Raw genomic sequence first — 1,035 nt, 5'->3', positions numbered from 1 at the left:
GGTCCTCGGGTGCGTGGGGCAGCTCCGCCCGGGGGTCGGGAACGGGCGGACTCACCGCCTCCGCAACGGACTTGAAGCGGTCGTCGAGGGTGTCGCCCGCGGCTGCGGGTGAGTGGTCCGGGGCGGGCTCGTCGTACAGGCGAGTCCACCAGTCGTCGTCCGAGGTGCGCCTCTCCCCCTGCTGACTCATGCCCCTATTGTCCACCGGACGGGCCGTACGAAAACCGTGGAACGGGTAAAAGTGGTCAGCACACAAATCCGCACCCCGTACGCGGACACGAGCCAACGTGCCTCCGCCGGGCGGCCCTTCCCCCCACGAGAGGGCCGCCCGGCGAACCGTCGGTGACTAGCGCACGGCGTACGCGCGCGTCACGGTCTGGGTGACGGAGTTGCCGTTGGCGTCCGTCAGTTCGGCCTTCAGGGTGACCTGCCGGCCCGCCGCGCCCGCGTGGTCGACCGAGGCCGTCCACGCCTCGCCCCGGTGGCCGACCGCTGCCTCGGTCCAGGTCGCGCCGTCGTCGTACGAGTAGGACAGACGGACCGAGGCCAGGGCGGCGGGGGTGTATCCCGCGTGGCCCGTCACCGAGAGCCCGATCTTCTGGCCGTCCGCCGCCGGGAGCGTCTTGAGGCCGTCCTCCGGCAGGGAGTAGCGCGGGAAGAGGATGCCGAGGCCCTGCGAGTAGACGTTCTCGTCGAGCTTCGAGCGGAACCTCCACACCGACCGGACACCGGTGGAGCGCTGCCAGACCTTCGCCGGGCCGCCGATCTTCTCGACGCGCTGCTCCAGCTCGTACGCCCCTTCCTCGGCCGGGACTTCGAAGACCCCGAAGGGCCAGCCGCTCTCGCCGATCACCTCGCCGTCGCGGCGCAGGACCAGGTTGCCGACGTCGCCGAAGGAGCCGGCCTGGGCGTAGTGCCCGCCGTCGCCCCACATCGCGTCCGCGAAGCCGATCAGGTTGCCCTGGCGCTCGGCCGCGAGGACCGGTTCGCCCGCCGTGTCGCGCGGGGCGACCGGGGCGACGACCCCGTCGTACC

2 pseudogenes are annotated in these 1,035 nt (G+C 72.3%); both read right to left on the bottom strand.

Features of this window, described 5'->3' with window-relative positions:
- A pseudogene (locus A8W25_RS31395) lies at positions 1–190 on the bottom strand (hypothetical protein); the annotation flags it as partial.
- A gap of 156 nt (positions 191–346) precedes the next feature.
- Positions 347–1,035 (bottom strand): annotated as a pseudogene (locus A8W25_RS31390) (peptidase); the annotation flags it as partial.

The organism is Streptomyces sp. ERV7 (assembly GCF_001653515.1).
Lineage (GTDB): Bacteria > Actinomycetota > Actinomycetes > Streptomycetales > Streptomycetaceae > Streptomyces.
Note: the sequence above shows the minus strand (reverse complement) of the source record. Positions and strands in the feature narration are given on the sequence as shown.